Annotated in this window: 19 protein-coding genes; 4 read left to right on the top strand and 15 right to left on the bottom strand. The window is 41.7% G+C overall.

From position 1 onward, the window contains the following. The first annotated feature begins 38 nt into the window (after positions 1–38). Positions 39–1,127, top strand: a complete 1,089-nt coding sequence (locus AC0YN7_RS11795) for a bifunctional 3-deoxy-7-phosphoheptulonate synthase/chorismate mutase (protein WP_475810194.1) — start codon at positions 39–41, stop codon at positions 1,125–1,127. Positions 1,128–1,228: 101 nt separating this feature from the next. On the opposite strand, the gene AC0YN7_RS11790 is transcribed toward AC0YN7_RS11795, so the two are convergent. The 7 genes from AC0YN7_RS11790 to AC0YN7_RS11760 form a co-directional block, all read right to left on the bottom strand. Continuing rightward, positions 1,229–1,843 (bottom strand): YcnI family copper-binding membrane protein, encoded by a 615-nt coding sequence (locus AC0YN7_RS11790; protein ID WP_475810193.1) that lies wholly within the window; start codon positions 1,841–1,843, stop codon positions 1,229–1,231. A gap of 33 nt (positions 1,844–1,876) precedes the next feature. Continuing rightward, entirely contained in the window at positions 1,877–3,472 is a 1,596-nt protein-coding gene (locus tag AC0YN7_RS11785) for a copper resistance CopC/CopD family protein (protein ID WP_475810192.1), read from the bottom strand. A gap of 84 nt (positions 3,473–3,556) precedes the next feature. Further along, positions 3,557–4,225, bottom strand: coding sequence for a response regulator (locus tag AC0YN7_RS11780; RefSeq protein WP_475810191.1), 669 nt, complete (start codon positions 4,223–4,225; stop codon positions 3,557–3,559). Continuing rightward, positions 4,222–5,028 (bottom strand): sensor histidine kinase, encoded by an 807-nt coding sequence (locus AC0YN7_RS11775; RefSeq protein ID WP_475810190.1) that lies wholly within the window; start codon positions 5,026–5,028, stop codon positions 4,222–4,224. The genes AC0YN7_RS11780 and AC0YN7_RS11775 overlap by 4 nt, the downstream gene beginning before the upstream one ends. A 71-nt stretch (positions 5,029–5,099) precedes the next feature. Then, a complete protein-coding gene (locus AC0YN7_RS11770; protein ID WP_475810189.1) occupies positions 5,100–6,314 on the bottom strand; it encodes a chromate transporter in 1,215 nt (404 codons plus the stop codon). Between the two features lie 609 nt (positions 6,315–6,923). Further along, entirely contained in the window at positions 6,924–10,094 is a 3,171-nt protein-coding gene (locus AC0YN7_RS11765) for a bifunctional cytochrome P450/NADPH--P450 reductase (RefSeq protein ID WP_475810188.1), read from the bottom strand. A 141-nt stretch (positions 10,095–10,235) separates the two neighbouring features. Then, entirely contained in the window at positions 10,236–11,165 is a 930-nt protein-coding gene (locus AC0YN7_RS11760) for a hypothetical protein (RefSeq protein ID WP_475810187.1), read from the bottom strand. 348 nt (positions 11,166–11,513) lie between these two features. Here AC0YN7_RS11760 and AC0YN7_RS11755 point away from each other — a divergent pair, with 348 nt between their 5' ends. Continuing rightward, a complete protein-coding gene (locus tag AC0YN7_RS11755; RefSeq protein WP_475810186.1) occupies positions 11,514–13,400 on the top strand; it encodes a UbiD family decarboxylase in 1,887 nt (628 codons plus the stop codon). Positions 13,401–13,886: 486 nt separating this feature from the next. On the opposite strand, the gene AC0YN7_RS11750 is transcribed toward AC0YN7_RS11755, so the two are convergent. Both AC0YN7_RS11750 and AC0YN7_RS11745 read right to left on the bottom strand, forming a co-directional pair. Then, positions 13,887–14,471, bottom strand: coding sequence for a GNAT family N-acetyltransferase (locus AC0YN7_RS11750; protein ID WP_475810185.1), 585 nt, complete (start codon positions 14,469–14,471; stop codon positions 13,887–13,889). Positions 14,472–14,626: 155 nt separating this feature from the next. Further along, positions 14,627–14,935, bottom strand: coding sequence for a DUF2277 domain-containing protein (locus AC0YN7_RS11745; RefSeq protein ID WP_475810184.1), 309 nt, complete (start codon positions 14,933–14,935; stop codon positions 14,627–14,629). Positions 14,936–15,150: 215 nt separating this feature from the next. Between AC0YN7_RS11745 and AC0YN7_RS11740 the strand changes: the two genes are divergently transcribed. Continuing rightward, on the top strand, positions 15,151–16,413 hold the full coding sequence (locus AC0YN7_RS11740) for a stalk domain-containing protein (protein ID WP_475810183.1): 1,263 nt from the start codon (positions 15,151–15,153) through the stop codon (positions 16,411–16,413). 124 nt (positions 16,414–16,537) lie between these two features. On the opposite strand, the gene AC0YN7_RS11735 is transcribed toward AC0YN7_RS11740, so the two are convergent. Next, positions 16,538–17,764: a hypothetical protein gene (locus AC0YN7_RS11735; RefSeq protein WP_475810182.1), complete on the bottom strand. Its 1,227-nt coding sequence runs from the start codon at positions 17,762–17,764 to the stop codon at positions 16,538–16,540. Between the two features lie 35 nt (positions 17,765–17,799). Next, positions 17,800–18,651, bottom strand: a complete 852-nt coding sequence (locus AC0YN7_RS11730) for a helix-turn-helix transcriptional regulator (RefSeq protein WP_475810181.1) — start codon at positions 18,649–18,651, stop codon at positions 17,800–17,802. Positions 18,652–18,796: 145 nt separating this feature from the next. On the opposite strand from AC0YN7_RS11730, the gene AC0YN7_RS11725 reads away from it, so the two are divergent. Next, positions 18,797–20,545 (top strand): DUF4091 domain-containing protein, encoded by a 1,749-nt coding sequence (locus AC0YN7_RS11725; protein ID WP_475810180.1) that lies wholly within the window; start codon positions 18,797–18,799, stop codon positions 20,543–20,545. Positions 20,546–20,626: 81 nt separating this feature from the next. On the opposite strand, the gene AC0YN7_RS11720 is transcribed toward AC0YN7_RS11725, so the two are convergent. The 4 genes from AC0YN7_RS11720 to AC0YN7_RS11705 all read right to left on the bottom strand — a co-directional run bounded on the left by AC0YN7_RS11720 (position 20,627) and on the right by AC0YN7_RS11705 (position 25,284). After that, positions 20,627–20,887, bottom strand: coding sequence for a hypothetical protein (locus AC0YN7_RS11720; protein ID WP_475810179.1), 261 nt, complete (start codon positions 20,885–20,887; stop codon positions 20,627–20,629). A gap of 1 nt (position 20,888) precedes the next feature. After that, positions 20,889–23,510 (bottom strand): ABC transporter permease, encoded by a 2,622-nt coding sequence (locus tag AC0YN7_RS11715; protein WP_475810178.1) that lies wholly within the window; start codon positions 23,508–23,510, stop codon positions 20,889–20,891. Further along, the gene (locus AC0YN7_RS11710; RefSeq protein WP_054027620.1) at positions 23,507–24,190 is read right to left on the bottom strand and encodes an ABC transporter ATP-binding protein; all 684 of its coding nucleotides are present in this window, start codon (positions 24,188–24,190) and stop codon (positions 23,507–23,509) included. The genes AC0YN7_RS11715 and AC0YN7_RS11710 overlap by 4 nt, the downstream gene beginning before the upstream one ends. A gap of 92 nt (positions 24,191–24,282) precedes the next feature. Continuing rightward, the gene (locus AC0YN7_RS11705) at positions 24,283–25,284 is read right to left on the bottom strand and encodes a sensor histidine kinase (protein WP_475810177.1); all 1,002 of its coding nucleotides are present in this window, start codon (positions 25,282–25,284) and stop codon (positions 24,283–24,285) included. Position 25,285 lies beyond the last annotated feature (1 nt).

Raw genomic sequence — 25,285 nt, 5'->3', positions numbered from 1 at the left:
ATTTCAAAAAATATATTTTCATAAAGGAGAGAACTGCTATGAGCCAAAAAAAACTAGCTAAATTACGTGAGGAAATGGATGCAATAAATCTTCAGCTTCTCGAAACGATGTCCCAAAGGGCACGAGTCGCTCAGGAGATCGGGCTGGAGAAGGAAAAGCAAGGGGTCCCTAAATTCGATCCCGTTCGAGAAAAGAAAATGTTAGATGGTCTAACCGCCCAAAATAATGGCCCCTTCGATGATGACACCATCCGTCATCTATTTAAACAAATCTTTAAAGCATCATTAAAGCTTCAAGAAACGGATCACCAAAAAGTTCTGCTTGTAAGCCGCAAAAAACAAAAGGAAAATACGATCGTTACAGTAGGTGAAACTTCCGTCGGGAATGGAAAGCCTATGCTAATCGCCGGCCCTTGCTCGGTTGAGAGCTATGAACAAGTGCGTAAAGTAGCGGCCGTTCTCAAAGCAGCCGGAATCACGGTCATGCGCGGTGGCGCCTTCAAACCAAGAACGTCTCCGTATGATTTCCAAGGGCTCGGAATCGAGGGATTGAGAATTTTGAAGGAGGTAGGTGCTGAATTCGGATTAAAAACGATTAGTGAAATCGTAGATCCCGCGCATATCGAGCTGGCAGCGAACTATATCGACATTATTCAAATCGGCGCGAGAAATATGCAAAACTTCGAGTTGCTCAAAGCGGCTGGGGACGTGAAAACACCGATCCTCTTAAAACGCGGCTTGGCAGCGACGATCGATGAGTTTCTCCATTCTGCTGAATACATTGTATCCAGAGGTAATACACAAGTCATGCTGATTGAACGAGGAATTAGAACTTACGAAAAAGCTACCCGCAATACACTTGATATATCGGCCGTACCTATTTTAAAACTGGAAAGCCATCTTCCTGTCCTTGTCGATGTTACCCATTCGACTGGCCGCAAAGATATTTTGGCCCCATGTGCTAAAGCCGCTCTTGCAGCCGGCGCTGACGGTGTCATGCTAGAGGTGCATCCAGATCCCGCGACAGCATTATCCGACGCGGCGCAGCAGCTGAATTTCGAGGAATTCAAAGTCTTCTTAGAGGAAATAAGGCAATCCGGGTTAATGGAGAGCAAACTGCAAGGCTGATTTGCGATGATATTTGCTGAGCAGCTTCTAAATGGAAGAAGCCGAACGAAAGTCAGGTATAATTACCTGTGTTTCGTCCGGCTCATTGTTTTACAGTTATTTTATTTTGCTTTTTTGCGTAAAGAAATGATCAAAGCCAGCAAGCCTAGAACCAAAGCTGCGATGGAGAAATAAAGAGATAGGTCAGTATTGGACTCAGTTGCTTCTTCCCCCGCGGCTGTATGCCCATGGCTATCCGCAGCAGAGCCAGTTGGTTTTGCTTTCACCGTAGTTACTGATGCCGGTTTATCCGCACCTTCAGCACCAATCCACTCTACAACACTTCCATCTTCATACGTTTGGTATGCCTTCCACAATATTTCAGCAGCATTGTCACCAACCTTGCCTTGCATATTAAACTCACCAAACTCAGTTGCAGAAAGTCCTGCTCCGGTTGTTGTCCACACTACACTTGTAATTTTCCCAGTAGCGTCTTTGGTAAGCTCATATTTCCAATCTGCTTTCGGTTCAAAACGTGAAATCGTTACATCATCGGAAATTTTCACTTCAACCTTTACGGTCGCAATGTCTTTCTCATTAGGAACACGAACAGTAAATTTCTCATAAGAACCCTGAGTCGTTTCTTTCGGATAGACACTCACATGCGCACTTGCGATTCCTGCAAAAAGCATCATAGATAAGAAACAGGTAAGCATTATACTCATCGTTTTTTTCATATGGCACATCCCCTTGGTTTCTATTTTTCTGAATTAATAGACCATCATCTCTATTTGATTCACGGTCTCGTCATCATTTTCGTCCATCACTCTTATTTCCGCGATCCATTTTCCAGGGAAGGGAATATAAGGCCCCTCGCTTAAATAGCCGAATTCCTTAAATCCTAAGAAGCTCTCCTCCTCTTCGCCAGGTGCTATGGTGAGTGGTACTTCGATGGGCGCAATGTCTTTATCATCTTTGTATTTAAGGAAAAGCTGGACCGTTTTCGGTTTCTCAGGCAGCCATACGATAACCTTAAATGTATTGTCACCTGGCTCCTTCGGTGAAATTTTTGCTGTGAGATGGATGGTTTCGCCCATTTTATGCCAATACAATGGTTCATTTACAGGTTGCGGAGTTAAGTAAGTAAAGACACCGACGATTGCAACAATCAATATCATTAGACTAAAATCCACTTTAAGCAATATGCCAAGCTGCTTCTGTTTTTTTCGCATCATATATCGAAGAACGGCTCCGGCAGCTATAACCAAAATAACTAAACCACACTTCGTGAGTAGTAAGATCCCCCATTGCGTGTACAGCAGATATTTTAAGCTTGGGATGAAAATAAGAGTGGAAATAGTTCCGGTTACGGCCAGAGCAATCATGCTTGCGAACGCAAAATTAGAGAACCTTGGCATGAAACTCAGCATTTGTTCCTTATATTTTCGCCAATGTACGATCATATAGAACAATCCTCCAGCCCATATGGCGGCAGCAAAGAGGTGAATGAAATCAAGCGCAACTGTTCGGATTGGAGGCTCAAATGCCATAGCGTGCCCGCTGATGCTTTTCACCGCTAGCAGAAGTAAAATCCAAATGCCATCTATCCACTTCGAACGGTTCAGCATTATAAAACTTAATAAAGCTAACAGCAAACTGCTCATCCACGAGATTCCAATTGCGGTGCCAAATAATAAGGAGATAAGCTGTTCCTTGTCGAGAACCTCTAAGTAATCCTGCAGATGGACCGTAATCATAATTAGGACGGCTATCAAAAAGAATCTTTTTAATCGTAATGACCACAAATCATAGGAGGCTCGCAGCTCCGGCTTATCGAAACGAATAAGTAGCCCCCAAAAAATCCAGCCTGCTAATAAAAGCATACCTATAAAATAAGCAATTCTGGATAAATAGAATATGATTTGCTTCACGTCTACACCGCTCGTCAGTTCACTTTCATGGTGACTGCTGCCTGCATCTACTGAGGGCGATGATTGAGACACTGCTTTTTGCCCAACAGTGAATACATAGGACTCAGAAATGGGGTGGCCATCTGCTGAAATCACTTTATAGGCGACCGTATAATTTCCTTCCGACATTTCTGGCAGCTGAACGCTTATTTTTAACTGCTCTTCATTCATTGTTGCAGGGTCATTATTAACTTGCTTCCCGTCCTGACCGAGTACCTTGATGTAGAAAAGCTTATTTTCCAGCCTTTCATTAAATGTTAGTGTCACCTGATCAGGAGACCTATCCAATTGAGCGTCAGGCCCCGGGATCGCATCAGTTAGTGAAGCATGCGCGAATACGTTTTGCGGTAAAAACAGAAATGCGGCAATGATTAGAACGAATATATTTTTCAACAAAAACGGAAGTCACCTCCGGAGCTTTATTTTTCTCCCTCTAATAAGATAGAAAAAAAAAGCAACGATGATAATGACCCGGTTGGGCTATCTTTCATCGTTGCTTTGAATGTTGTGTGTCAATCCATTTCTTATCGCATAGGAGGTTAGCTGCACTCTGTTTTCCAGTGACAGCTTCTCTAATATATTTTTCAAATGATTTTTTACCGTATTTTCTGAAATGACAAGGCGTTCGGCAATCTGACGGTTTTTCTCACCTGCCGCGACATAGATAACCACCTCTTGCTCCCGCACAGTTAACACATTAGGCTGTGATTTCTCAGAAGATTTACCTGTTCTAAATTGATGAAAAAGTCTATCTGCGATTTTTCTCGACACATCTGAATTTTCATCAAGCAGTGCATGCAGGTACGCGCTCCAATCATCCGGGTCCATGTTTTTCAGTAAGTACCCTTGAGCGCCAAATTGTAGAGCGGTAAATAAATCAGCTACATGATCTGAAACCGTCAAAATAACAATTTTTATATCCGGGAACTCATGTTTTATTTTTCGAGTAGCTTCAAGTCCGTTTAGTTTCGGCATATTGATATCCATCAATATGACATCTGGATGCAGCTGGCGACAAAGCTGAACAGCTTCTATGCCGTCTACCGCTTCTCCAATTACGTCAAATGATGAATCATCCTCTAATAAGCTTTGGATCGCCTTACGCGCCATAGGATGATCATCCGCGATTAACACTCGATATTTCATCATATTTTTTCTAATCTACTCCCCGACGTTATTCGTAATGTAATGCCCTTGTCCGCGTCTGTCGTTATTTCGAAACTTGCATTTAGTTCTTTGGCGCGCTTCTCCATTATCGATAATCCATATTTGTTTACGTGCATCTGATGATTTTCAAGTCCGATACCATCATCAACGATTTCAAGTGTCCACCCTACAGACGAGGCACGGAACGTAATATTTACTCGGTTTGCGTGTGAATGCTTTCTTATATTCGTAAATGCTTCTTGTATTATCGCGAAAAATTGAACCTCTTCTCCAGTAGAGAACCATTTTTCTGGAATCTCAATTTCCCTGAAGACTTCAATGCCTGAAATGGCATTCCACTCATCCAGCCATTTGGTTATACGATCGGTGAACGAAATCCCTTCATCCGGTGATGAACGCAAATTAAAAATCGCTTGCCGAAGATGGGTATCCATTTCTGAAATGGCGGATTTCGCTTCATCGTATTTTCCCTGCTTCATTTTTACATTTAGAAAAAACAGAACCTGCCCAATGTTATCATGCAGCTCACGAGCCATTCGTTCTCGCTCCTCATACACTGCCCCTCTTGCCTTTTCTTCTGCTAACTGTTTGTTTTTTCGCTCAATGGTTCCAAACATCCATACGGAGAACAGATAGGAGATGACCACTGTAAAAAGAGTTATCAGCCAATTGCCGGCCTCCATGGAAAATGAATGCAATAGAAATTCATGGCGAATAAATTCGAATCCACCAATAATCAGTGTAGGAATAAGGACGGTTAAAAATTTCAATAAACGGTACGACATTAAATCCACCTCTTCAACATAATGACAACCTTTTCTTATCATAACAAAAAGAAGGCTCATCATGTTTGTTGTTAGATGAATCCGAACAGCATTCCTCCTGCAGCTCCTGCGAGCACAATCACCCATGGCGGAAGCTTCCAAAAAACAAGCATGATAAACAATATGGCCGCCAAGGCAAAATCCATTGGCTTCAAGATTGCGGTTGTCCATAAGGGATCATACCATGCCGCCAGCAAAATCCCAACAACAGCTGCATTGACTCCGACCAATACACCTTGGATCTTTGGGTTATTTCTTAAACCATTCCAGAACGGGAGTGCACCGATAACGAGCAGGAATGATGGTAAAAATATGGCTAACGTTGCAATGACCGCTCCGGGTAATCCGCCAGCCATTGCTCCGAGATAAGCTGCAAATGTAAACAATGGCCCCGGAACTGCTTGCGCCGCGCCATATCCTGCAAGAAAATCCTCCTGTCTTACCCAGCCAGTAGGGATGACTTCTGCTTCCAGAAGCGGCAGCACAACGTGGCCTCCTCCGAACACCAAGGAGCCCGAGCGATAGAAGCTGTCGAACATCGCCAGCCATTGCATCTCTCCCCACTGTCTAAGTAGAGGAAGGGCTAATAATAGACCGAAAAATAAAGATAGGCATGCTACAGCAAAGGGTCGGCTTATCGCTATATGCAATTGAGGGGTTCCCTCTGTCGCTTTTCTTCGATACAACCATAATCCAAGTAGTCCGGCTGCTGCAATAAGAAGCACCTGACTATATGCCGTTTGCCAGAACAAAGTAATCGCCGCAACGATTACCGCTATTGAAACTCTATCCCGATCCGGAGTAAGCTTCTGCCCCATTCCTAAAATGGCATGAGCTACGATTGCTACAGCTACGATCTTCAGTCCATGAATCCAGCCTGCGTTACTTAAATCAAAGCCTTGAAGCAGGAAGGCAAAAGCAACTAGCGCAATGACCGACGGCAGCGTGAAGCCTAACCATGCAACTAAGCCGCCTAGCAGCCCTGCCCTAACAACCCCGATTCCGATCCCAACCTGACTGCTGGCCGGACCGGGAAGAAACTGACACAGTGCAACAAGATCGGCGTAGCTTCGTTCGTCCATCCATTTTCGTCGGAGAATGTACTCATTGTGGAAATATCCTAAGTGGGCGATCGGTCCTCCGAAGGAGGTAAGTCCAAGCTTTGCGGATACGCATAATACCTCTGCAAGCGCGGAGAGCTTTCCTCTCTGACCGGCCATTGGCGGCTCATTCTGATTGGTTTCCATATTTGTTGCGTCTCCTTATCTACTGATGGTGGCTTAATTGTAAGCTGTTGTTTCCACTCCATTCAACACTTTAACAATAAATTTACAATCCAGCTTCAAATAGCTGATATTACCGTGTTGCTACGTGTTTGTATCTAAACCATCCTTTCAAACCGCTGATATTACCATCTTGCTACGTGTTTGAATGTATATCATCCAATCAAACTGCCGATATTTCCATGTTGTATGTGTTTGAATGTATATCGTCCATTCAAATAGTTAGCTAGAAGCACTTTGTCTGCGAATCGGACGATTTGATTGTATGAAATACAGTCTGGGGCAAAGATATCTTTTTTGATGTAGAGTTGATTGTATGAAATACAGTCAAATAGGGTGAATGAAGAGCAGGTTTTACTCAACTTCCGTCCACAGCTGATTTTGAGTTTGTGCCAGCTTACTTAAACATAATGTGGTTAAGAACATTTTATTTCAATCACTTCAATTAAGTTAAATGACATTCAATGACATTCAATGACATTCAATGACGTCCAATTGTGTTCATGCAAAAAAACGGCTGCTTAACGGCAGCCGTTTCAGTTTTATCATCATTTTTTCTAAATTTGATCTAAATTAGATGCCCGCCCAGACATCCTTCGCGTAACGCCCCTCAGATTCGAGGCTTTTCAGCCATTTCGTTGCATCTTGCTCATTTACATTGTGAATTTCACGATAGGCTGCTACTAATGTGTTCTCGACTTCAGGCGCCATTTTGCTACCGTCTCCACATATATAGAGCCTTCCACCTTGATCAAGCACAGCAATAATAGATTTCGAATTTTCCCTCATGAGATCTTGAACGTAAGTTTTAGACGTCCCTTCTACCCGAGAAAATGCTGTGTGTAAGCTTACGATACCTTCCTGCTGGAATTGCTCCATCTCTTCATGGTAAATTTGATCCGAATCATTGCGACAGCCAAAATATAATTGTGCCTCGCCGAGCACTTTACCCTCACTTTTCAGTGCTCGTCGCCCCTGCAAAAAGCCTCTGAACGGTGCAATTCCTGTTCCTGGACCGACCATAATGATTGGAGTTTCTGAATTTTCCGGGAGCTCAAAGTCAGAGTCAGGCGTACTAATAAACATAACGACGGCATCCCCTGGTTGACGGTTAGCTAAATAATTCGAGGCAACGCCTCGATATTCACCGTGACCGCTCCTCGCCGGCCCACGAACAACAGCTACTGTTATGCTAGCCTGATCAGGCAGCACCTTAGGAGAGCTGGAGATGGAGTAATACCGCGCTTTAAGCGGCGGCAGCAGCTCCACGAACCGCTCAAACGGCAGCTCACAAGCCGGATACTTCTCCAGCAGATCAAGCATGGTTAGCCGTTTGCTCAGTACATTTTCCAGATAAGCTTCTTCCTGCAGAAGAGCCTCCAGCTCTTTTTTATGCGGTGGACATACAGTAAATGACGCCAGCTCCCGAAGCTGGGCACGGGTGGCCGCTTCTTGAAGCTCTACACTTAGACTCAGCAAATGATGAACGCTTATTGGACGATCAAGCGGCAGATGTGCGGCACTGCGTCCGCTGGCGCTAATGATCATATGGTCACTGCCTTTTAAACCATATCGTTGCAGCACTCGTTCCACCATTACAGAGTCGTTCTCAGGAATAACTCCGAGATGATCCCCCTCCTGGTAAGTAACGCCTTCAGGAAGTGCAATTTCAATATGGCGTGTGCTTCGCTCACTACCTTGTCCTTGCAGCTCGCGGTTATCCGTTATCGTAGTAAGCTGAGCATTGTGGCTCGCTGCTAACGGAGTATCGTCCAGCCCGCTGACAAACTGCACACTGAGCGTACTTCGCTCCTGCTGTGAAATACCTCGGCTCTTTAGACCCAGTGCAGTAAGCACATCCGGCCATAACATTTCATTCCACTCCACGACTTGCTTCTCGAAATCACCGCTTGCATCCGCCTCACCGCGTACAACAAGCCTCTCAGCTCCTTTGGCCGCAAGCTGCTCATCTATAAATCGAGGAATATCTTGATACGTACTAGCCCAGTTATGGTCTCCGCAGCCGAATACGGCATAACGTACTCCTTCAAGCTCACCGGGCTCCACTCTCTCCAACCATTGTACAAATTCACGAGCGTTGCTCGGCGGCTTCCCATTGTAAGACGCCGAGATGATGAAGACTACGCCCTCTTTGGGCAGCTTGCCCACACGAGTGTTCAGCGATGCGACCTCACTGCTGAAGCCCTGATAACGCGCAGTATCCGCTAGCTCGCGAGCAATTCCCTCGGCCGTGCCCATATTCGAACCATAAAGCACGAGCAGCGGCGTGTCGTGAGAGTCAACTGTAGGTTCGGAAGCTTGTTCATTCTGTTTCTGATTAGGCTTCTCTGTTCCCGCCACAGCAGTAAAAGTATAGGTAGCCTGCTCCCCGCGGGGACGAACCCGCATCGTAAACCCATCCGGTTTAAGCGTCAACGATTCTTTTACTTTTAGCTGGTAATTGGTATGGTCTATAATTTCAAATTGCTTGAGCACCATTCCTAGCACAAGCGTTGCTTCGTGTAGAGCAAATTGCTGTCCGATACAAGCCCGCTGTCCATTTCCGAACGGCTTATAAGCATCATAAGGAATTTTACTCGGATCTTCGAACCGTTCTGGACGAAATTGCTCCACGTCGTCTCCCCATACCTCGGTATCCCGATGAAGCTTAGGGATTAGAACGTTAACACCATCCCCTTTTTTCAACGGATATTTCCCAGCTAGAATCGTATCCTCCTTCGCATATAAGGAGAAAGCTGGAGCGGTTGGCCACAGCCTTAATGCTTCACTCAGAATCATTCGGGTGTATTTTAGCTCGCGAACCTGTGTATAGCTTGGAATTGGATCAGTGAGAACACGATCCACTTCTTCATACGCTTTCTGCAGTTTCTCCGGATTTTTCAACAAATAATAAAGCGCGAACGATAGAAGTCCGCTTGTTGTTTCATGTCCTGCAATGAGGAACGTAATGATTTGAAATCGAATGTTCTCATCGTCCAAAGCTTCTCCAGTGTCCGGATCCTTGCCACTTAACATATGGCCGAGCAGATCGTCCTCGCCTTGATTACCGTGAGCCTTACGTTCGGCAATGATGTTATCAACGAGAGAGAACATAGCTTGAATATCGTGCTTAAATTGCCGCTTCGTAATAACCATAAGCTTATCCTTAATGCCAAGGCGCTGCAGCTGATTCATAGCTTCACTGAGTGCCCGGATCATGCTTGTAATGAAAGGATGCGATTGTTCCCGGTAAAAACTGTTGAAGCGATAATTGAACCCGCATAACCCGATCGTATCAAGGGTGAGTCGAGTCATATCTTCAGGAACATCTACACTCTCATCGGGGTTTAAGCGCGCCCATTTCTGAATGAGTTGAACGGCAATATCAACCATCATTCCGTGATAGCCGCGCATTGCCGTTTGACTAAAGCTTGGCAGCAAAATATTATGCGCCTTATGCCAATTCGGCTCACTCGTCTCACTGGTAAATAAACCGTCACCCGCAAAGGCACGAACCTTCTGTAGCGGCTCCCATACTTTCTTTTCAAACCGTGACTCATCACAAGCATCGGATACTAACTCATAACCGGAAATATACAGATCTTTTCTTCCTGGTAAATCCATGCGAAAGATAGGTCCATATTCATCAGCCAGCTTGACCAATGATTGGACCGGGCCTTCCAAATCAAGTAAAGGAAGGTTGCCAAGTGGACCAAATGTTTTGGGTTGTGGAATATTTGTCATATGTATATCTCCTCCAGATACACGATAGTATGCATTCGTTTCTTTGGAGTATTCAACAAAAGTTTGATTAACTTATACAAATTTAGCATTAGCGGGTTGTCTGTTCAGTTGATTATTGAATAAAATAGCTAGTTGTTTACACTACTCCAAGCTAAATGATCTACTAGTAATGAGGACATCAGGGTTGAGCTCCTTCAATTTCATGCCATACTCTTTTTTCATGTTTGAGATATGTAGTGATTCTATATTAGGAAAATACTCCTTAAGATTGATTAGATCGACCTGTACATTACATAAAATAAAGTCTATATGCTTGACCTTCTTTAGCCCTCCGATCTCTGTTAGATTCATTTCATATGGACAGCTGTTTACAATTAAAGCTTCGATTCCCTCAAAGGTTTTCAACGTACGCAAATCGAGCTTCTTACAAGCATCTATGAGCAATCTTGTTATTCGGCTGTTATCTCCTGTAAATTGTTCCAGTTTTCTGCAGCCTATAACATCTACATAATTCAAACTTGGTATAGCCGCCGTGTCTCCTAAATCCTTAAACTTTCCACGTTTAAAAACCATCGAGTTCAAAGGTATGCTGCTCCATGTTGTTAAATCCAACTGCATAGAGCGGTACAGCTCTAGACTAGTTAAATACTTACATTCAGCTATGGCTGATAAATCTTCTATTCGTTCAACATAAAGAAGAATATGCTCTACTTTTGATTGAGAAATCTGCGCTATATTTCTGCGACGATTATTGTAGGTATCAATGCAAATGTATTCACCTTGTTTAAACCATTCGATACCCTCTAGTGATGTTATATGTTGTCCAGAAAGTATTAAATTTTTCACATTCGGAAATGCGCTTAATACATTTACATCTTTTAATGAGGAATTGTAGTCTATCTTAAGGATTCGAATGTGTTCAACTCCAGCAACATTTTTCCAATGCTCTATGAAAGCATGTTCATCTACCTCTATGCCAAGTTGATTACTTATTGTCACGCATTCGTATTGAGCTTCTATAAGGACGATTTCAGTAAAATTGGACTCATCTACACTAATTTCCATAAACATGAAGCTTCACCCTCTCTTAATCAACATAACGTATTTAAGATAAACCTTGAGCCTAAACAAAACAAGATAATTGTTTTGTTTAGGCTCCTATAGTTAGTTATATGATAATTTCGGCTGATCAGTTATCCCTTACGTTTCGGCCAACTATTTTTTTCATAACAACACCGCCTCTTCCTTACACGACGAGATGGAACGAATAATTTGTTGCACTTCTTTTCAAAAAACGATTTAGTTGAATTCAACCCTGCGAAGCTGTAGTATTTTAGACATCATTCATCTATAGATACGGCGTGCTGATGAGCACGTTTACGTATATACCAAATATCTAGTGATTGGAGCCACTCCATTATGTATCGCAATTTAGAAGATTGTATTATTGATTTAGAGAAAAACGGACATTTGATCCGTATTAAAGAAGAAGTGGATCCCTATCTTGAAATGGCCGCGATTCATATGAAAGTTTTTGAGGCAGGCGGCCCAGCGTTACTATTTGAAAATGTAAAAGGCTCGAAGTTCCGTGCGGTATCCAACCTATTCGGCACAGTTGAGCGCAGTAAGTTTATTTTCCGGAGTACATGGGATGGCGTACAGAACGTAATGGCGCTGCGGAACGATCCGATGAAAGCATTAAAAAATCCGCTTGGACAAATTAAAACCGGATTAGCGGCATGGAAGGCACTTCCTTTGAAAACATCTAGGAGCCTCCCCGTTACTGCACAGGAAATTAACATATCTGACCTGCCGCTCATACAACACTGGCCTATGGATGGTGGTGCTTTTATTACATTGCCACAAGTGTATACAGAGGATCCGGAAAAGCCAGGCATTATGAACTCTAATCTCGGTATGTACCGAGTTCAATTGAGCGGCAATGATTATGAAATGAATAGCGAAATTGGTTTGCATTATCAGATTCACCGCGGCATCGGAATTCATCAAGATAAAGCGAATAAACAAGGTGTCCCATTAAAAGTCAGTTGTTTCGTCGGCGGCCCTCCAGCACATACCTTGTCAGCGGTCATGCCTTTGCCTGAAGGTATGAGTGAGATGACCTTTGCCGGCCTGCTTGCTGGACGCAGATTTCGCCACAGCTATATCGATGGCTTCTGTATTAGCAACGATGCTGATTTTGTAATAACGGGAGAAATTCATCCTGGTGAAACGAAACCAGAGGGTCCTTTTGGCGATCACTTGGGTTATTACAGTCTTACGCATCCGTTTCCAGTCATGAAGGTACATAAAGTATATGCCAAGCCAAATGCGATTTGGCCATTTACTGTTGTTGGCCGCCCGCCGCAAGAAGATACCGCATTCGGTGCCCTTATTCATGAGTTGACAGGCGATGCGATTAAGCAAGAAATCCCTGGCGTCAAAGAAGTACATGCTATCGATGCGGCAGGCGTTCATCCTTTGCTTTTTGCAATCGGTAGTGAACGGTATACGCCTTATCAAAAGGTTAAACAGCCGACTGAGCTGCTCACGATTGCCAATCGCATTTTAGGAACAGGACAACTAAGCCTAGCTAAATATTTATTTATAACAGCAGAAGACAATAAACAGAAACAGTTAGATACTCATAATGAAGTTGAATTTCTAACTCATATATTGGAACGAATCGATCTCAGACGAGACATTCATTTTTATACGAATACAACCATCGACACGCTGGACTATTCGGGCACTGGACTAAACAGCGGCAGTAAAGTTGTGTTCGCGGCTTATGGGGATAAGATCAGAGATTTATGCACAGAGGCACCTAACGTTTTTAGTGAGTTGCGGGGTTTTGAAAATGCTCGAGTTGTGATGCCGGGGATTGTTGCTTTGCAGGGATCTGCTTTTAAAAGCTATGCTGAAGCTCAAACAGAAATCCAAGGTTTATGTGATGCTATTCAAGCGAGTGGAGCGAATGAAGCGAATGGACTTGATGGAACAAATGGAGTGAATGGATCAATCTCCTCTTGCCCGATCATTATCCTATGTGACGACAGTACATTCATGAGTGCGACAATGAACAATTTCTTCTGGGCTACATTTACACGCAGCAATCCTTCGCATGATATTTATGGAGTGAATGGTTATTATGAAAACAAGCATTGGGCTTGTGACAACGTCATTATTGACGCTCGCATCAAACCACATCAAGCTCCGCCATTAATAGCGGATCCAGAAGTAGAGAAAAACATCGAGCGATTATTTGTCAAAGGAGCAAGCTTGGGTGGATTGAAGCTGCTATGAGTGGGTTACTCCTGAGTTAGTTGCTATGGGCTGGAAGTAGCTGGGGATGAGAATCGCCAAATGGTTTTTCGATCTGCTTGAGCGGTGAAGACCGCATAGGATGGCATTTTCGTGCTCAACTATCTGATTAAGCACGATTTTGGTGCTTACAGGTAGCTTTTTGGTTAGTTTTAGAGCTGTAAGCTTGTTTTTTGAGCTTACAGCTCTGTTTCTGTCAAGATTTCCTTTGAACGGCGCCCTGTAAGCTGAATTTCGGTGCTTACAACTAATTACGAGGCTAGTTTCAGGACTGTAAGCTTAATTTTTGAGCTTACAGCTCTGTATCAGCTTAGAAATTCATTGGTTGGAACCTTATGAGCATCATTCGAGACATACAGCTAATTTCGGAGCTAGTTTGAGGTCCGTAAGCTCGATTTCGATTATCGGGCTTATGGCTTTTTTTGTGAACCCTCCATTTGAGTCCAATTCGCACTTCTCAATAGATCTTTAAAACTCAACACCACGAACCTTGGAAAATACCATCGTATCTCTCAATGATCCCTCTACATCTAACGTATCGTTTCGAAAAGTTCCTTCCAGAGTGAAACCTAGACGTTTGGCAACCTGAGCACTTCTTGCATTACGGGCATCACATCGAATTTCAATCCGATTAGCTTGCAGCTCATGTATTGCGAAGTTTGTGATAGCCTCTGCAGCTTCCGTAATATAACCTTGATTGCCAAATGATGTTCGCACCCAATAACCAATTTCAAATTTACGCGAATGCCAATCCGGTCGATGCAAACCGCTGCTGCCTACTAGTTGCCCTGTTTCCTTCTGAATAAGTAGCAGCCTAAAATCCGTGCGATTCAAAAACTCCAATCTAGACCGTCGAATACTAATTTCCGACTCTTCAACGGTAGGAATCACCTGAGCCCACGGCATCCACGGGCGCAATTGCTCTAGACTTTCTTTTACCGCCTTGTTTACGATCGCGCCATCATTCCATAAAGGAGCGCGTATGAGCAACCGTTCACTTTCAAAGCTCTCTGGTATCTCAAATAGAATCGGATCACTTGCATTAGTACTCATCTCAACAGCTCCTAACAGAAAATATTTCCACTAAGATTAACAGTAATATTGTCTTTCTTCAATAAATATTTTGAAAATTCAATAAACTAACGAGATGCAATAGGCTGCCGATTCAATGCCGGCAGCCTGCTATTGGTTGTATGATTGATTTCTCGTTATCCGTTAGATTGCGCACCGGTCACACTCTGATTCTCTTCAACCCCAAACCTTTTCGCATTTCTAGCGCGAGCACGTTCAATCTCCACCTCGCGATTACGAGATTCAGAGTTGGTTACCAGTGTGTTCAATAAAGTCCGAGCGGCCATTGCCACCTCCTCAACAGCGCGATGAAACGCCTCCTCATTCGCCTGTGACGGCTTGTTATAGCCCGAGATCTTTCTCACGAATTGCTGCGAGGCCGCCATGATTTCATCGTCGGTAGCCGGTGGGTCAAAGTTAAATAACGTCTTTATATTTCGGCACATATTTTTCTCCTTTTGTTTTCTGTAGTATATCAATATATCAATTTTACGATACATGCACTCTCTCACGCCAGTGAATAGAACCACTTAGGAATTGCGCCTGAAGGTCCTTCTGTTTAAAAGCTCTCCACAACCCATTTAACAGATCAAATCTAAAGCAACTTTTTCTCCATTCCAACGTCCATACAATATGGAGATATATGGGAGGTTTTTTAAAAATGATGAAGTTATCAAATCATTGGTTTAGTTGGACGGTTAAATTATTGCTTGTAACTTGTTTGTGCTTTCTGGCATCTCATCAGGCAAGCACACACGCTGCACCCTCAGGAGTTCAGTTCGAGAATCGCATATTAGAAAAAGTCGTGCGTAATGCCTTGCACAAGCCTCAAGGAGAAATAACCATTATAGATATGGCCTCCCTTAAGGAAATTTCTACGAACTATGACCATATTACGAGCTTAAAAGGATTAGAATATGCCGTTAATCTGACCAGTCTATATATGGTTAACAGTAAAATAAGTGATCTAAGCCCCATTTCAGGACTTCACCAGTTAAAATCGATTAATCTAACTGACAATTACATTTCTGATATAAGCCCGCTTAAAGGATTAAACAATGTTGTACAGCTATCGTTAAGCCGTAATCGGATTAGTGATTTGTCGCCGCTTGAATCCATGACAACTCTGCAAACATTAGATTTAGCGACAAATTTAATATCTGATATCAAGCCGCTCAAAAATATGCATCTGCTGGAACGTCTGGAACTGAATGATAACTTTATTTCCGATCTAATAGGAGTAGAAGAGCTATCCAAGCTCGATTCATTAAATGTTAGCGGAAATCTGATCACTGATTTATCTCCATTAATGAATTTAAAATCCCTATTCTCTCTTAATATTTCGAATAATAAAGTAAATGATCTAAAGCCCGTTCATCAAATAAACCTTTACGCGCTTGAAATAGTTAATACAGAGATTACTGATCTGTCTCCTATAGAAAAGATGAACACTCTGAAGGTCATTTATTTAAAAGAGTCCGCATTAGACAAACGTTCACAAGCTTTTATGCAGCAATTTAAAGCAAATAAAGAGCATTTTGTATCTAGTAGTGAAACATACTCTGCACCAAAAATTTTTATTAATGATGAGGTACAAAGCTTTCCCGTTCGACCTGTTCAGAATAAGGGAAGAATCATCGTTCCTCTTCGCGGGTTACTGGAATGGATAGGCGCTGATTTTAAATGGGATGGGAAAACAAGACAAGTCACGTTAAAGTATGAAGGATCAGAGGTTATTCTTACGCTTAATTCTAATAAGGTCATCGTAAATGGCAAAGAACAATTAATTGATACTGAACCTTATATTGAAGATGGATATACGATGGTTCCTATTCGGTTCATTACAGAAACGTTCGGATTTGATCTCAAGTGGGATAGTAAGCACAATTGGGTCATGCTTTCTACACCTTCATCGCACATTTAACAGAATAAGATATATACGAATTTAAATAAATGAATCCAGCAGTTTCTGATTTACAATACGGAGGCGAATCGTAGCTGTGTAAAGTTACAGTTCTCCTCCTTTTTCCGTTCAACTAGCTATTTTCTTAGGCAAGTTTTTTCTTTAGTTTCGTAAGCTCGTCAAGCATGGCCGGTCGGCGAGGATACATACCGATTAGCTTCTCTAGAAGGAGCAATGCATTCTGCTTGCTTCCAGTGTCTGAGAAGCTCTTGATCAGCTTGCACACACCCTTATATCCTCTTCGGTCTGTGGCATCGACTGCCTTTTGCAAAATGTATTTTTCATAAATAATGCTTGTCGGCCCGGGGTAAGACTCAGCAATCCGCTTCCCAAAATATTCAATCAAATACGGTTGGCGTTCGACCACTCCCAGCAATTCAAGGTACTCTCCCTCCTCTTCAAGGAGCAATGCATAGGAATTCGGAAACAACTTCTTTGATAGATCACTCAGTAGAGATACTTTTAGTTCCTCATTCCACAGCTCCTGACTCATGTAAAGCTCTTTCAGCTTGGAATAATAAGAGGAATAACCTTGGAACAGCACCTTGCGAAACAGTTCGATCAGCTTTTCTGTCTCTGAGGTTTCCGTATATACACGCTCTAAATAAAGCGCCCACTTTAAATTGGCGGAGGACCCTCCATTCTCAGTCTCCATTGCATCCGTACACAACTGCTCCGCCAAGCTGTATCGCATCTCTTGAAGAGCGTTCTCTACCGCAATGACTCTAAGCTCGTCCACTTCAACATGGTCCATCAAATATTGATTTGCCGCAGCCGCAGTATCCAACTTTAGCATTATGCTGTATGTGATCATGTACATTGCAGGATATTGCTGTCCAGAATACATGGGCCCAAGAATCGGGAACATCGCGTACACCTTTTCCGCCTGCTTGGAATTATATACAAAATAAACCGAGGAGCGAAGCAATTCATAGGCAAACTCCACCCAGTCCTTGAAGGCTTTGTTTTTCACGGTCTTTAGAATGGCATCAAAAAAATATTTCTGATCATTTTCCTCGGCAGAACGACAAAGCTGATCTACAGCATTGAGACACTCGCGTATTACATCGTTAGCCATCCCCGATGACGTATCCGCATGGGAGATTAGCTTAATCATCTCTTTCAGAATTAACAACTGAGCATCAATTGAGTATTGCCGATCTGGATGACTCTCCGCACTTTCGGACAAGGAGCTTAATTCAGCGCACACTCTATTGCAGCCGCTATAGTGAAGAAACCCTCGATCAGAGTTGCTTCGAACTAATATTCCAATCAGTTGTTTGAGCACTTTTAACTGGAGGCTTGTTTCCATCAATTGCACCTCATCTATTATGTTCGACTAAATGATTAACTCTGCCTCTCCAAATACTCCGAAGGAGTAACCTGATAGTGCTTTTTAAATATTCTACTAAAATAAAGCTGATCCTCAAAACCTACAAGGCTTGATATTTGCTGAATATTCAAGTGGGTATGCTTCATGAGCTCGCATGCTTTCTGCAACCTATATCTATTCAAGTACTGCAAGGGTGTCGTATCTGTAATCATCTTAAATAAGGTTGTATATCTGTCAGTGCTAAGGTGTGCAATTTCGGCGAGCCTTTTTACGTAAATTTCCTGCGAAAAGTTATCGTGTATATATTTGATGGATTCGTAAATCTCCGTTCTGCTTCTGTTGATCTTAATATCCACACCCTGCTCAATCTGCCTTGATATCATAGAAAACAGAAAAGAAAGCAGCGACGCCGAGGCAAGCTCAAATCCAGCCTTCTTATCACGTAATTCATTCATAATCTGCTCAAAAATTTTGACTATATCGTTGTTAATTCCCACAAAAAGGATACGTTCATCAGCAAGCTTAGCTTGAGACAGCAGCTCATCGACTCCGTAGCCGGTAAAATGCACCCAATAGGATAAAAACCTCTGTTCATTATAATGACCATAATACTGCTCTTCATCTGGATGATATAGAAAAAGACTTCCTGGCTGCAAAATATAATCTCGCCCTCTGCTGCGTACTGTCATCGGTCCGGAATAATTATAAGCGAGGTAAAAGTCCTTACGACCGTCTTTCCTGTGTGACATTTTATAATAAGATTCAAACTCATAAAATCCTACAGCGTTCACGAGCAGATATCCATCTAAATTAGCAAACCCTCTGTCATCTAATTCAGGTATTCTAAATTCACTTATAAAGTTCATAACGTCACCTCTTGCCTGTATTCTATCATATCGTTCATCAGATACGTGAATTATCCATATTTATAAGGAGAATTTACATATGGTTTAGGCCATGAAAAACTTATAATCGTAATAATAATTACTCAAACACTTTGGAGGTATTAAATTGAATATATCACTAGGCTTAGAGGTTGAAAGCTACAAATATGTATACGGCGCCTTAAACACTTTCCATCTGCCTTTCAACGAGAATAAGCAGCTTTCATTTGTTTGCGGAAAAAATGACAGAGCTGCTGTTCAACTCCTTGTCTATTCCGAACAGGAAATGCTGGTATGTGTAAACGAGGATGCTGCCTTCTATGAAAAAGGCCCGATCGATATCGTTCGCGTCCATGTTGAAGTGCCCGGCTTGAAGAAGGGCAGTATTAAAGCTAACCTGATTGGGCTTGTCGAGGATGACGATCGCCAATTAAAGTCCGATATTATTTTAAAACAGCCCTATATAAAAGTAGAAGGCAGAAGAACGCAGCCCGTATGGATTGAAGTTGAGATAGATAGGGATGTTGAGCCAGGTGTGTATGCGCCAGAAATCTCCGTACTAGGACATCGCATGTTTGAAGATGAACAATTGATTAGAACGTTAACCTTTGAAATAAAAGTTGTAAATACAACATTAAGTGATGCCAAGGACTATACGTTCAACTTAGACTTATGGCAGCACAATTCTAATATTGCCAGAAAATACGATCTTGAGCTGTGGAGCGATGAGCATTTTGTTATTATGGAAAACTATATCTCTTCTTTGGCCGATCTTGGACAAAAGGCACTAACGGTCATCACATCCGAAATTCCTTGGTCGGGCCAAGCTTCCTCTTACGACAGAATCGATCCCGCTAACATGTTTGAATATAATATCGTACAAACGAAGAGATTGAGCAATAACGAATGGTCCTTTAATTTCGATGCTTTAAATCGATATATTGAATTAGGTATGAAGCATGGGATTAACCAAGAAATTGAAGTGTTTGGCCTGATTAATATTTGGGTTCTTGAGGATGTCGGGTTTGGCAGAGTCATTGAAGATTACAGCGATGCAGTGCGCATCAGATATTGGGACGAGAGCAGCAAAACCTTTAAGTATATGAAGCAAAAGAGTGATTTCGAGAAATATGTTCAAGCTCTTGAGCAAAACTTTATTAATAAGGGATGGATCGAAAAAGTAAGAGTCATCGCAGATGAGCCATCTGATACTGAAGTGTTCACGGCTCGACTTAACGAGCTTAAGAAAATAGCACCGTCGTTCAAATATAAAGCTGCTATTAATCACGCATCCTTCATCGAAGAAGAAATCGAAGGCATTTTAGATTATGTTCCGATTCTAAACTGCGTTGCTAATGAATTCGAGAAAATTAAGGAATTGAAAAAGAGCATTAAAGGAAATATGACCTATTATGTATGTTGTGGGCCTGAAATCCCTAATACATTCATCTGTTCACATTTGCTAGAAAGCAGACTCATTCCTTGGCTTGCTTACTATATGAATATGGATGGTTTTTTAAGATGGAATTACACGGTATGGCCGAATGATCCATTAAATAAAATTACTTATCATTATCCGATCTTCCCTGCTGGCGATACCAACTTTGTTTATCCTGGTAAGGACGGCAAACCGTTGCTAACACTTAGATATAAACTATTGCAAAAAGGAATTCGTGATTACGAAATCATCAATAGCTATACGAATAATGGCGGAGACAGAAATCAGATTGAACAAAATATGAAGAAGGTATTCCTGTGGGAGTCCATTGATGAGCTTCATCCAGATGCGCGGAAGAAACGAGCAGAAGTTTTCTCATTAAACAACAATGACTATGAAGACTTTATAGCTGAGATTATTACGAAGATGGCTGAGTAGGATCGGATTTAAAATTCTTATTAGAGAAATGAACAAAGAGGCTATCCTGCAGCAATTAGCTGACGTAGGATAGCCTCTTTGTTATAACACCGATCTTTTTATCATCAATGAATGCTTAATACATATACACTTCGTTTTCTGTTTCTGGTGAAGTGCTGTTTCACGAAAAAACGCATCATCTTTTAAAAGCTCCATTAAAGCCTTAGTTGCGGCTTGCATAGCTAGCGCTTCATCCTCGAGCAAATAATAAGCGACTTGGTAACCGTAGGCTTCGAATTGCTTCAGTACATCGGCCTTCCGCCGCACCTCTTGGTGCTTAGTCACTGCCCTATTAGCTCTCATGCTAGATGCTCTCTTGCTTTAATGCATCGATAATATTTTCTTTTTTCACTTTAGAGCTGGAGTAAAGCATGGCTGCACTAACAATAACAAAGACGGCAGCAATTACAAATATCATACTCGTCCATGGAAGTACAAACTCATAGCTAAAGCTGTTCATCAATGACCTGTGAATGAGGTACATCACAACTATACTAATCGGAAGCCCGTAGAGCAATGACTTTATGCCATAAAAAATACTTTCATAATTCATCATTTTATTAAAGCCTTTTGGTGTCATGCCTACAGATTTCAGCATCGCGAATTCTCGTTTACGCAGCGAAATACTCGTCGAGATTGTATTAAATATATTTGCAATTGATATCGCCGTAATGAGCAGGATAAATCCATACGTGAATACAGACATTAATAAAATCATCTGCTCTTCCTGCTGCCTGCCCTGATATACATTGTAAATATATGTTTCCGGCTCCTTCATCTCCTCGATCTCTTGCTGCGTTGCCATTGGTTTCGCACTTTTTAGGTAAAGCCTTGTATTGATATGACTATTATCCTTATTCTCAACCAGCTGATTGATAACTTGCTCAGAAACTATGATATTTAAATCACCTAATCCCCCTGAGTTAACTCCCATTGGGAACTGGTCTGTCAATTGAGCGATTTTCACTTTTTTATGATTCTTCTCTAATCCTGTTTTACTATCTTTTTCGTACACTTCATCGAACAAATCTATGCTATCACCAAGCTTTTTATGAACCGCTTTGGTTTCAACATACTTCCCTGCTACTTCATCCTCATAAGGAACTGTATCAATGACAATGGCAGCCAAATTTTTAGGATCAGGATCAATAAGCTGTTTATAGTCTGCACCCACCTTGTCGGCATAAGCTTGCAGGCTTTTTTCATCTAATGCATGGACCGTAATATAGTAACGATATTTTCCATCCTTTAAGAGAGTGGGATCTACCTTTATCTGTTCTTGCAATTCTTTAGCTATTTCTGCTTCAGTAATCCATGCATTCATTGATATTGCTTTCATGACACTGTATTCAGTTATATCATCCAGAGTAGTTATCGCGTTAAATACTCGATCACTTATTTCTCCACTCCCTGTTGATACTTGAATATCATAATTTAGACCACTCTGTGACAGCTCAAGTGATTTCTTTAAATTATCAGTGAAATAAGAAACGGCTAAGAAAAGAACGATGCTAATGACGAGCGAAAATACAGTGGCTTGATATCTTCGTTTGTTTCTTTTTAAATTTTTCAAACCAATTTCCGCTTCGATACCGAAAATCTTACGAATGAGCTTCGATGTCTTCACAGCCTTACCTGTAAGCTTAATATCTGTTGACTGTCTAATGGCATCAATAGCAGAGATCTTAGATGCACGTATTGCCGGGACATAAGTGGATATAAAAATCGTCAATATAGAAACCACACAGGCAATCAGGATGGAATAGGGGGTAACGACTAAGGATAGCTTTTCAGTTACTCCCAGCGCTCCTTGAATGGTGGAATTAATGAACCAGAATGTTATCCCAATTCCGATAAAACCACAAATGATTCCAATGGGGATACTAATCGCACCAATAATAGCTCCCTCAAAAAATACTGAGTTTCTCTTCTGTTTTTTCGTAGCTCCAACACTAGATAACATACCTAAATGACGAGACCGCTCTGAGACGGAAATTGCAAAAGCATTATAAATTAATGAGACGGATCCAACGATAATAACGCCCATAATGATGACGCTTAATGAAAACAATGTTGCTTGCAAGCCATCATTGTTCGTTACACCATAGTAACGAAGCAAGCCATTATTATAAGAAATGGACTCTACATCTATATTATTTGTCTTTGCAAGACTTTCCGCATGACTGTATAAGGATTTTTTCACTTTATTTACGGATACAGATGCAAATACGGTTTCGTCCTCGCCAATCAAGCTTTCATCTACATAAGTTAAGACCGTATAGCCGGGCGCCCATGTTGACTCCCATGTGGGACGCTTTATGAAGCCTACAACTGTATAGCTTGCAGTTATTTGGTTTTTTAATACTTCATTAGTTGATTCATCGTCTATACGTAATCCCGTATATTGATCCAGTGTTTGCTCTTCACCCAAACTATTCTTGTAAATCCGTTGACCGACTTCAAGTGTTAATCGATCACCAATTTTATATTGTACTTTAGCGTTAGAGGCAATTTCGTCTGACAAAACGACTTCATGCTCGGCTTGTGGAAAACGTCCCTCACTTAATTCAATCGGGAACTGTTTAAAGCCTTGTTCATTATACTCCTTGATAAATAAATAAGGCTTGTTTGCATTTTGTGCCCCTGCTAGTGGAGCATAACCGCGATCTCTTGTGATAACAACACTTTTTGTTTCTTCATCCTTTTGAATGGCTTCCAGCTGATCTTTATTTACATCCTTATACAGAACATGCCATTCTCCCGAGTTGGCAATTTCCTGCTTTTTCATTAAGTTCAAAAAAGATACGCCAAGCGTTGCTACAGCTGCTACCATGGCGACTGAAATGATGACGCCAATCATCGTAACGAGCGTACGTCTCTTATTTTGCTTCAAATGTCTGATTGTTAGTTTATTTACAATGTTCATGGACGAACCACCTCATCCTTGGCGATCCTCCCATCTTCAATCACAATGACTCGGTCTGCTTGCAGTGCAATTCGCTCGTCATGGGTAATGACAATTAGCGTCTGATTGAAGGTTTTATTGAACATTTTTAGTAAATCGATAATTTCACCGCTATTTTTACTGTCTAGATTACCAGTCGGCTCATCCGCCAGCATAATTGCTGGATTGCTAATAAGCGCTCTACCGATTGATACCCTTTGCTGCTGGCCGCCGGAAAGCTGATTGGGCAGATGACCTAAGCGGCTTTGTAGATTTAACGTCTTCACGATATCATCAAATTGCTTTTTATCCACCTTATGTTCATCAAGCAGCATCGGCAGTGTAATATTTTCTTCAACGGTGAGAACCGGAATAAGGTTATAAAATTGATAAATAAGACCGATTTGTCTGCGTCTAAAGATCGCCAGCTGTGTTTCATTCAATTTATAAATATCCGTATTTTCAATGAGCACCTTTCCGCTTGTCGGTCTATCCACACCGCCTAGCATATGAAGTAGCGTTGATTTCCCCGAGCCTGACGGACCAATAATGGCGACAAACTCACCTTTTTTTACTGAGAATGAAACATCATCAAGCGCCTTTACTGCCGTTTCACCTTTGCCGTATATTTTAGACAGATGATCTATTTTTAATATTTCCACTTTAAAACCTCCATTAATTTGCTGTTGGTTTTAGTATATCTGTCTAAAATGACTATCAAGTGACTAATAAATGACAGTTTAGTCACTTAACCTTATACGATTTGTTTATAAAACTTAATTCGGAACTGTGTGCCGCTCGCTGGCAAGCTTTGAACTTCTATATCTCCGTTTTGGCTAGTTATAATACTGTGAGCCATCGCAAGACCAATTCCGATACTGCCCTCACCGGCATTTTTCCCTTTATAAAAACGTTTGAATATATAAGGAAGATCCACCTTCGGAATTCCTTTACCATTATCAGCAATGATCATTTCCGTATACAGCGCATTTTCAGAAAAAGATATGGCGATCCTTCCGCCTTCCTGTGTGTGCTCTACACCATTTTTTAAAATATTGATCAAAGCTTCAGCTGTCCAATTTAAATCCCCCACAAAAGAAACGGTTTCTTCACCCGTTATCGACACCGCTAGCTGCTTAACTTCTATCGGGATTAGAACAGACTCTAATGCTTTATTGATAAGCTTTTGTACTGCTATTTGATTTTTTTTGAAGGGTACTGTACCTGCATCAATTTTTGAAAGCTTTAATAAAGAAGAAACGAGCCATTCAATCCTTTCAAGCTGAATCCGGATATTTCGTGTGAATTCTGTTCGTTTGACTACCGGCAGATCAGCGTCGCTTAATAAATCAGCCATCATCATCATGGAGGTAAGCGGGGTTTTGAGCTGATGAGAAATATCCGAAATAGCATCGGTTAGCTTGAGTTTATCTTGTTGAAGGATCGAGCTATGCTCGGACAATCTGAGAGTCACCTTATAAATATCATTTTTTAAAATACTAAGCTCACCTTCTTGATTATCGCGAACATCCAGTGAATAATCACCACCGCTGATTTGCCGCAAATAACCCGAAAGCTTTTCTATTTCACGATATCTCCAGCGCGTATGTATGAAGCTGCATCCAATTAGGAGTGCAGAAGTAATGAAAATGAGTACCGCAGCAGCAAGTGAAATAAAAGAAGCGGTGACAATTGCCACCAAACTTATTGAGCACATCACTACTAATTGAATGTTGATCTCTCTATTACGCAGCATG

Source organism: Paenibacillus sp. J31R122 (assembly GCF_056269185.1).
Note: the sequence above shows the minus strand (reverse complement) of the source record. Positions and strands in the feature narration are given on the sequence as shown.

What these genes read in the sequence shown, in the direction of transcription:
- AC0YN7_RS11715 (WP_475810178.1), bottom strand. Translation starts at nt 23,510, where the DNA reads ATGAACATTGTAAATAAACTAACAATCAGACATTTGAAGCAAAATAAG.
- AC0YN7_RS11705 (WP_475810177.1), bottom strand. Translation starts at nt 25,284, where the DNA reads ATGCTGCGTAATAGAGAGATCAACATTCAATTAGTAGTGATGTGCTCA.
- AC0YN7_RS11750 (WP_475810185.1), bottom strand. Translation starts at nt 14,471, where the DNA reads ATGAGTACTAATGCAAGTGATCCGATTCTATTTGAGATACCAGAGAGC.
- AC0YN7_RS11720 (WP_475810179.1), bottom strand. Translation starts at nt 20,887, where the DNA reads ATGAGAGCTAATAGGGCAGTGACTAAGCACCAAGAGGTGCGGCGGAAG.
- AC0YN7_RS11740 (WP_475810183.1), top strand. Translation starts at nt 15,151, where the DNA reads ATGATGAAGTTATCAAATCATTGGTTTAGTTGGACGGTTAAATTATTG.
- AC0YN7_RS11770 (WP_475810189.1), bottom strand. Translation starts at nt 6,314, where the DNA reads ATGGAAACCAATCAGAATGAGCCGCCAATGGCCGGTCAGAGAGGAAAG.
- AC0YN7_RS11760 (WP_475810187.1), bottom strand. Translation starts at nt 11,165, where the DNA reads ATGTTTATGGAAATTAGTGTAGATGAGTCCAATTTTACTGAAATCGTC.
- AC0YN7_RS11765 (WP_475810188.1), bottom strand. Translation starts at nt 10,094, where the DNA reads ATGACAAATATTCCACAACCCAAAACATTTGGTCCACTTGGCAACCTT.
- AC0YN7_RS11775 (WP_475810190.1), bottom strand. Translation starts at nt 5,028, where the DNA reads ATGTCGTACCGTTTATTGAAATTTTTAACCGTCCTTATTCCTACACTG.
- AC0YN7_RS11730 (WP_475810181.1), bottom strand. Translation starts at nt 18,651, where the DNA reads ATGAACTTTATAAGTGAATTTAGAATACCTGAATTAGATGACAGAGGG.
- AC0YN7_RS11790 (WP_475810193.1), bottom strand. Translation starts at nt 1,843, where the DNA reads ATGAAAAAAACGATGAGTATAATGCTTACCTGTTTCTTATCTATGATG.
- AC0YN7_RS11755 (WP_475810186.1), top strand. Translation starts at nt 11,514, where the DNA reads ATGTATCGCAATTTAGAAGATTGTATTATTGATTTAGAGAAAAACGGA.
- AC0YN7_RS11780 (WP_475810191.1), bottom strand. Translation starts at nt 4,225, where the DNA reads ATGATGAAATATCGAGTGTTAATCGCGGATGATCATCCTATGGCGCGT.
- AC0YN7_RS11795 (WP_475810194.1), top strand. Translation starts at nt 39, where the DNA reads ATGAGCCAAAAAAAACTAGCTAAATTACGTGAGGAAATGGATGCAATA.
- AC0YN7_RS11735 (WP_475810182.1), bottom strand. Translation starts at nt 17,764, where the DNA reads ATGGAAACAAGCCTCCAGTTAAAAGTGCTCAAACAACTGATTGGAATA.
- AC0YN7_RS11745 (WP_475810184.1), bottom strand. Translation starts at nt 14,935, where the DNA reads ATGTGCCGAAATATAAAGACGTTATTTAACTTTGACCCACCGGCTACC.